General features: G+C 72.0%; 5 protein-coding genes and 1 pseudogene. 3 read left to right on the forward strand and 3 right to left on the reverse strand.

All coding sequences use genetic code 11. The annotated features are described in order from the left end of the window. The 3 genes and pseudogenes from AB1460_RS35280 to AB1460_RS35290 all read right to left on the reverse strand — a co-directional run. A pseudogene (locus AB1460_RS35280) lies at window positions 1–428 on the reverse strand (hypothetical protein); the annotation flags it as partial. Between the two features lie 71 nt (window positions 429–499). Beyond that, window positions 500–1324: a DNA methyltransferase gene (locus tag AB1460_RS35285; RefSeq protein WP_368966740.1), complete on the reverse strand. Its 825-nt coding sequence runs from the start codon at window positions 1322–1324 to the stop codon at window positions 500–502. Further along, the gene (locus tag AB1460_RS35290; protein ID WP_368966741.1) at window positions 1309–2037 is read right to left on the reverse strand and encodes a hypothetical protein; all 729 of its coding nucleotides are present in this window, start codon (window positions 2035–2037) and stop codon (window positions 1309–1311) included. The genes AB1460_RS35285 and AB1460_RS35290 overlap by 16 nt, the downstream gene beginning before the upstream one ends. 500 nt (window positions 2038–2537) lie before the next feature. Here AB1460_RS35290 and AB1460_RS35295 point away from each other — a divergent pair, with 500 nt between their 5' ends. The 3 genes from AB1460_RS35295 to AB1460_RS35305 form a co-directional block, all read left to right on the forward strand. Further along, a complete protein-coding gene (locus AB1460_RS35295; RefSeq protein WP_368966742.1) occupies window positions 2538–3410 on the forward strand; it encodes a hypothetical protein in 873 nt (290 codons plus the stop codon). Further along, entirely contained in the window at window positions 3407–3796 is a 390-nt protein-coding gene (locus AB1460_RS35300) for a pilin (protein ID WP_368966743.1), read from the forward strand. The genes AB1460_RS35295 and AB1460_RS35300 overlap by 4 nt, the downstream gene beginning before the upstream one ends. 3 nt (window positions 3797–3799) lie before the next feature. Then, a partial coding sequence (locus tag AB1460_RS35305) for a hypothetical protein (protein WP_368966745.1) occupies window positions 3800–5884 on the forward strand: 2085 nt, incomplete at its 3' end.

A 5884-nucleotide genomic window follows, 5' to 3' on the forward strand; every position in this document is an offset into this window, starting at 1 on the left:
TATCTTGTGTGTTTGTTTTCTCGCAGAGTACAGGATTCGAGGTCCTCGCTGGTCTCGTTGGCTCGGAGATGGTGCGAAGAGACAGGGTTGAGCCTGTCCTCGATCCGCCAGCGGTAGATCATGCCGACGGTCGCGGCGGACGCGGGGTCGATGACGAGGCGGACCCGGCGGCGCATCACCCCGTTGGCGTCGGAAACGGTGACGCGGTGGGCACGGTAGCCGAAGGGCACCGGGCCGAGGTGGTATCCGGCGCGCACGAGGTCGATCTGGGCCTGGCGGGCGCGTTCGGTGGTCCAGGCGTGGTGGCGGGCGAGTAGGCGGGCCCGGCGGGCTGCGCGCGGGTGGGTGAGCCGCCACCACCGGCCGGGGCGGTGTTGCGGCTCGGGCGGGGCGGGCGGTAGCGCGGGAATGGGCAGCAGGTCAGACATGCGGGGCTCCAACCAGGAGGCAGAGCCGGCCGGGTGGTGCGCTCACCGCACCACCCGGCCGGCGCAGAGGGCTAGGCGGCCGGGCGGTGCGATGCGCTGAGGGCAGTGCGGGGTGCCGGTGGGGGCGGCGGGTCCGCCAGGCGCAGGTGGCGAGCACGCTCGCCCTCGACGCCGAAGATGATCACGTCCTGGTGGACCGGGTAGGCGCGTGCCCGGCTGTCGGGGCGGTACACGCTGAGCTCCCGAACGTGGGGGAGGGCGGTGAGTGCGACAGCGCGCTGCACCGGCCGCCAGCCCGTGTCCCGGCCGGCGGCAGCGAGGTGACTGGCCAGGTCCACTCCGCCCTCGACGTGGTACGCAGCAATGACGACGAGGTGCCCGCCGGGCCGGGACAGCTTCCGGTAGGCCGCCAGACGTGCGCGCAGCCGGTCCCGGACCGGACCGTCGGAGTCGGTCGGTCCGATTGCGGTCAGGACCAGGTCGACCGGTCCGAGTCCGGTCCAGGACTCGCCGGTGGGGAGTGCGTCGAGGATCATCCCGTCGCCACGGGCGCCGCGGGCCTTCGCCAAGGTGAGCGCGGCGCGGGCGGTCTCCCACCGGCCGGCATTGGTGGTGATGCCAATGGCATGGCGGCGGGCGTGGACGGCTTCGGCGATGACAGTCCCCGGTCCGCAGTCCGGGTCGCAGACCGTGTCCCCGGGTCGGCTATAGACCGCGATCGCGTGGGCAGCGACCGCCGCTGACACCGCTGCCTCCGCGTACGGGGAGGACGACACGGCTGCGGGTCCGTCGGTCTGCGGGGCGGTGATGGCATGCCGGCTGGTCGGCCAGACCGTCGCCCACCGCGCGTCGCAGCGCCAAGTCTCGACCTCGCCGGTCATCAGGCTGCGCCCCACGCCGGCGGCATCGGCGCGTGCACAGCCGTGAACAGCAACAAGTCGGAATGCACCCGCTGGGCGACCACCCCGGCGGGGATGGGCGTGGCGGGCATGTCGAGCTGGCTCAGAGGGACCTCCAGCAGGACGATCCGATCGAGCAGCGCGAGACCGCTGCGGTCCGCCGCAAGGGCCAGTTCGACGGTGGGGTCGATCAGCCAGCCGCCGAAGCTCTCGCAGCGGCTGACGACGGCGAGCGTGCCGCCGACGGCCAGCAGAGCGCCCCAGTCGATGCGGGTGAACCAGCCGATCCGAGTCGGTTCCACGACCGTGACGACCAGCAGAAAGCAGTCGGGGTCCGGACCGCGACCGGGCACGAGGTCCGGTCCGCAGGCGGACCCGGTCCATCGCGGCGACGCGTCGCCGGGCGCGGTCCGGACCTGGACGCGCCGCCCGAGTCGGGCGACGGTCCCGGCGCAGGCGACGAGTCCCTCGCCCAGTTCGTCGTCGCCGGGCTCGGCCGGCCGGGTGGGCTGGGACAGAGGCGGCTCGGTCAGCAGCAGGACCGGGTCATCGGGCCGGCTGACGGTGACGACGAGGCGTTCCACGGCGGACGGAAGCCAGCCGGCGGAGGTCCGGTCGGGAGTGGCGGGCGGGCACGGCCAGACGGTCGCCGGCCGGCCCGCCGGGACGACCGGCAGGGTGTTGCGGTCGGACTCGGATGGGGTGGGCACTGATGGTCCTGCCTTTCACGACGGGGCGTTTCCGCGGTCGTAAAAGGAGACCGGCTGCTGTGCCGTTTTTTGCCACCACTCCCACGAATTTTTTCAAGATTTTTCCGCTGTGCAGGGTCTAGTTCGACCGGACTATTGATCGCTGTCATCTCGCTGGCAGCACTCCGGCGAGTGGCCCGGAAACTTTTTTCAAGATTTTTCTTGCCGGTGCCGGCGAGCGCTGTTTGGTGATCGCTGGGCATGTGCCAGCGATCACCGGTAGGGCGCTGGTGGCGTCACAGCGCCCCAGGTCAGAGGCTCGCTGTCAGGTCCGGGCCAGCTGCTGGCGCACAGCCGTGCTGGGGTGCAGGAAGTGCCTTGCATCGTCCCGCTGTGATTGTTCTGAATGCACAGCGATCTTTGCTGTTCATTCCCTGGGAGATCGCGCTGTCTTTTCGCTGTCTTTGATGTGGCGTCCTTGGGGGTGTCCGAATTCCGCGACACCCGAAGGACGGCGAACAATGCCCGACGAAACGTCTCCCCTTCCTGTGCGAACCGCCGGCGCGAACGCGCCCGCACTGCCTCTGACGACCTTGCGGGACTGCTTCGCGCTCCTGGTCACCGACCCCGACCCGCTCGCCCTGGACGGCACGCGGGTACCGGGTCTGCCGGACCGGCTGGTGGCGCTGGACGAGCTGCGCGACCGGCTGCTGGCCCGTTCCTGCCCGCAGGCCACCAGCGACGCCGCCTGGAAGGCGGTGATCCGCCGCGCCCGCGCCCGTCGCGGCGCGTGGACGGTCGGCGCCGCCGGCATGGCGCTGCCGGCGCTGCGGGCGGTGGCCTCCCGACTCGGCGAGCACAGCGATCTCGACCCGGCCGACGTTCAGGCCGAGGTCCTGACCGGCTTCCTCACCGCCCTCGCAACCGTCCGCCTGGACCTGCCGCGGATCGTGGTGCGGCTGCGCTGGGCCGCCTACCGCGCCGGTCTGGACCTGCTCACCCAGTCGCTGGAGATCCCGCATCCTGACCCGGGCCTGTTCCAGACCCGCACCGTCGCCCAGACCCGAGCGGACGGTCCGCACGAGGTCCTGACCGGCGCGGTCGCGGACGGGGTCCTGACCGAGACCGAGGCCGCGCTCGTCGCCGCGACTCGGCTCGATGACGTCTCGGTCGCCGCCTGGGCCGCCCGCCACGCCACCCCGGTACGCACCGTCTACCGGCTGCGTGATCGGGCCGAGCGGCGCCTGGTCGACCACCTCGCCGGCCACCGCGGGCCCGCGCCCGCTGACGAACCCCCCACCCGGCTCACTCGCCCACCGGCCAGCAGCGCGACGCCCGCAGCTGCGCCCGACCCGGCAGGGGTGCCTTCGGTGGTCGCGGGGGTGCTGGCATGAGCCCGACCCCGCCGGACCACCTCCACGTCCCGCGTTCAGTCCGGCGGGTCGGATGGCGCCGGGCGGTCCTGCTCGTCGCCGTCGTGGGCGTGTTCGTCCTAGCTGGCGGCGCGGCGGCCTTCGCGCAGGTGCCTGCACCGACGGCGCCGGTGGCGCCGGACCTGAACACGGTCCTGAACAACATCCGTAACTGGATCATGGGAAGCCTGGCGCTGCTGGCGACGGTGTTCCTCTCGATCGGCGGCGTGCGCTACATGATCGCGAATGGCGAGCCGGGCGAGGTCGGCAAGGCCAAGGACTCCTTCCGCAACGCCGGCTACGGCTACGGGCTGGCCGCGCTTGCGCCGGTCGTTGTCGAGATCCTCAAGCAGATCGTCGGGGGCTAGGGCGTGACCGCCGCCTCCCGCCGCCGTGCCCTCCCGTCCGGCACGCCGGGCTCTTTGTCCAGCCAGACGCGCCGCCGGCTGGGCTTCTCTCGGCTCCGTCGCCGCAGGCGCGGCCGGGGGCTGCTGCTGGCCGGGACGGCGGCGTTCGCGCTCCTGTTGGCGATCGTGTTCCCCGCGGTGGCCTCTGCCGCCACCGCACCACCCGCTCCCGCGCCTGCTCCCTCCACCGACACGCCCGGCTACACCGGCCCCACCCCGAACCCGCAGCCCGGACCATCCCCGATCCCCCCAGGCCAGGAAACACCGGCCACACCCGTGCCTTCCGGCGGGGCCACCACACCCGCGCCCGAGACTCCGGGCGCACCACCCGACGACACCGGCACCGGCGGTCCCACCGAGCCGTGCTCGGCCGACGACCCGGACTGCGCCACCGCCCCGGAGGTCCCACCGCCCCCGAGGCCGCAGACGACGCCCCCGGCGCCAGACACCGGCGGCGACGGCGGCGGGATCGTCGGATGGATCACCGACGCGATCAACGACGCTATTACCGCGTTCTTCCGCACGCTGGTGACTGCCGCGCTCAACCCGCTGCTGGACCTGCTCGGCCGCACCTTGTTGACCACGCCGGAACCGTCCCAGCTTCCCGCGATCGGGGAGTTGTGGTCGACGTCGTGGGCGATCAGCGCCACCGCCTACAGCGCGCTGATCATGTTCGGTGGTATCACGGTCATGGCGCTGGGGACGGTCCAGTCCCGCATCTCGATCAAAGAGATTTTGCCGCGCATCCCGCTCGGCTTCCTCGCCTCCGGGCTCTCGCACTTCCTGGCCACCAAAGCCATCCAGATCGCGAACGCGCTCCCCGGCGCGATCTTGGGAGAGGGACTGAACCCCGATACCGCCGCCGGGCAGCTGAAAAGCATTGTCCTTGCGGCGATCGTGCCGACACCCGGCGGTTTCGGTAAGAGCGTCTTCGTTATCTTCCTCGGCCTGTTCCTCGCCGGCTCCGTCGTCGCGCTGCTGTGCACCTACATCGCCCGCATCACGATCGAGGTGGCGCTTATCGGCGCGGCGCCGATAGCGCTGGCCGGCCACGGCCACCCGATGACCGAGAAGATGGCGTCCTGGTGGTGGCGGGCGTTCTTCGGCTGCCTGGGCATCCAGATCGCCCAGTCATTCGTTTTGATCGCCAGCTTCAAGGTTTTCTTCACTCCCGGCGGGTTCACCGTGTTCGGCCCGACCCCCGACGGCGTCGTGAATCTGCTCGCTGCGATCACCCTCATTTATTTCCTGTTCAAAATCCCGTTCTGGATGATGCCGAAGATCGGCCACGGCGGTGGCGGCATTCTCAGCCGGGTCGTACGCGCCTACGTGATCGGCAGGGCGCTGGGTTTTCTGGGCCACCGCCGGGGGCGTACCCCGGCCGGCCGCACGTCTGCCGGCCGCGGCCGGCGGCCCGCGGGCCCGCGACCCACGCAGAACCCGATCACCTCCCGGCCGCCGCGGCAGCGTCCGCTCGGCCGGGCCACCCCCCAGTTCCTTCAACCGATACCGGCGGTATCCATGCAGCATCTCGCCAACGGCAAGGCCACCGGCCCGCCGCCTCCCGCGGTCTTCCAAGCGCCCCTGACACCGGGCGCCAATCCCGACCAGAGCACACGTCCCCGCCCCCGCCCGACCGGGCCTCCGGGTCCGCCGGTGTTCCGGCCCCCGGGCAGCGCTGGCACGCCGTCCACACCGGCGAAGGCGGCGAAGACGTTCCGGCCCACCACCGCGCCGGTGCGGGTCCGCTTCCAGCCCCCCAGCCCCGAGCCGGCGCAGCCCTCCACACCGATCCGGCCCCGCGGTCCCGTGACGCCGCTGTCCTTCCGGGCGCCGGACCCGACCCGGCCCGAGGGCAGCCCGCCCCGCGCCGCCGCGCCGGGACGGCGTGCCCGCACGGCCTCCGCCATGCCGGTGCTGTTCAGCTCCCCGGCGCCGGGCAGCGTCAGCCCGCCGATGACCCCACCCGTTCCCCCCCACCCCCCCCCCCCCCTCTTTTACACACCTCAACCCCCCCACACACCACACAACCTAAGATACCTTTCTTTT

Origin of the sequence: Parafrankia sp. FMc2, from assembly GCF_041008525.1 — a bacterium.
Lineage (GTDB): Bacteria > Actinomycetota > Actinomycetes > Frankiales > Frankiaceae > Parafrankia.

Excerpts from the sequence above, each read along its gene's own strand:
- AB1460_RS35300 (WP_368966743.1), top strand. The coding sequence starts at position 3,407 with ATGAGCCCGACCCCGCCGGACCACCTCCACGTCCCGCGTTCAGTCCGG.
- AB1460_RS35295 (WP_368966742.1), top strand. The coding sequence starts at position 2,538 with ATGCCCGACGAAACGTCTCCCCTTCCTGTGCGAACCGCCGGCGCGAAC.